Here is a 769-nt window from a genome sequence, read left to right on the forward strand (position 1 = left end):
TAAATGCCCTTATTTCAGAATTTTGATAAAAAACAAACGATTACAAAAGTAATTGATGTTTGTTAGTTTTTTCTTGAGATCATTAGCTTCGTCGTAAGCTTCGGTACCAGAAACGAAAAAACCACCTCTCCAAGCTTATCGATGATAAGCTGTCAAACATGAGAATTCTTGACGAATAATCTTTTCTTTTTTCTTTTGTAATAGTGTCTTTTGTGTCCCCCTGTTTTGAGGGATAGCAATCCCCCAATTTGAGGGATGTTTTATCCCTCGTTTTAGGGGATTTTCCCTCGTTTTGAGGGATGCACCATTCTGAGATGTTTTTATTTGGTCCAAACATGCCGCCTTGCTGCTTGATAATATTCATTCTGACGAGTTCTAACTTGGCTTCATTGCACCGTTTGACAGGTAACTTTGTAATCTCGCTAAGTTGAGAATCGGTGATTCTGTCCATTGGTTTATTCCACCCATAGGTTTTACGCAGAATGGCAAGCAGCACTTTAAACTGTCGCTTGGTCAGATCTTTAGCTGTCTTGGTTTGCCCAAAGCGCATTGCATAATCTTTCAGGGTTATGCGTTGTTCCATACAACCTCCTTAGTACATGCAACCATTATCACCGCCAGAGGTAAAATAGTCAACACGCACGGTGTTAGATATTTATCCCTTGCGGTGATAGATTTAACGTATGAGCACAAAAAAGAAACCATTAACACAAGAGCAGCTTGAGGACGCACGTCGCCTTAAAGCAATTTATGAAAAAAAGAAAAATGA

1 protein-coding gene is annotated in these 769 nt (G+C 39.1%); it reads right to left on the minus strand.

Translation table 11 applies throughout. The annotated features are described in order from the left end of the window. Positions 1-82 precede the first annotated feature (82 nt). Positions 83-583: a Cro/CI family transcriptional regulator gene (locus tag HMPREF0591_RS31830; RefSeq protein ID WP_005783343.1), complete on the minus strand. Its 501-nt coding sequence runs from the start codon at positions 581-583 to the stop codon at positions 83-85. Positions 584-769: the final 186 nt, after the last annotated feature.

This window comes from Mycobacterium parascrofulaceum ATCC BAA-614 (assembly GCF_000164135.1).
GTDB classification, from domain to species: domain Bacteria; phylum Actinomycetota; class Actinomycetes; order Mycobacteriales; family Mycobacteriaceae; genus Mycobacterium; species Mycobacterium parascrofulaceum.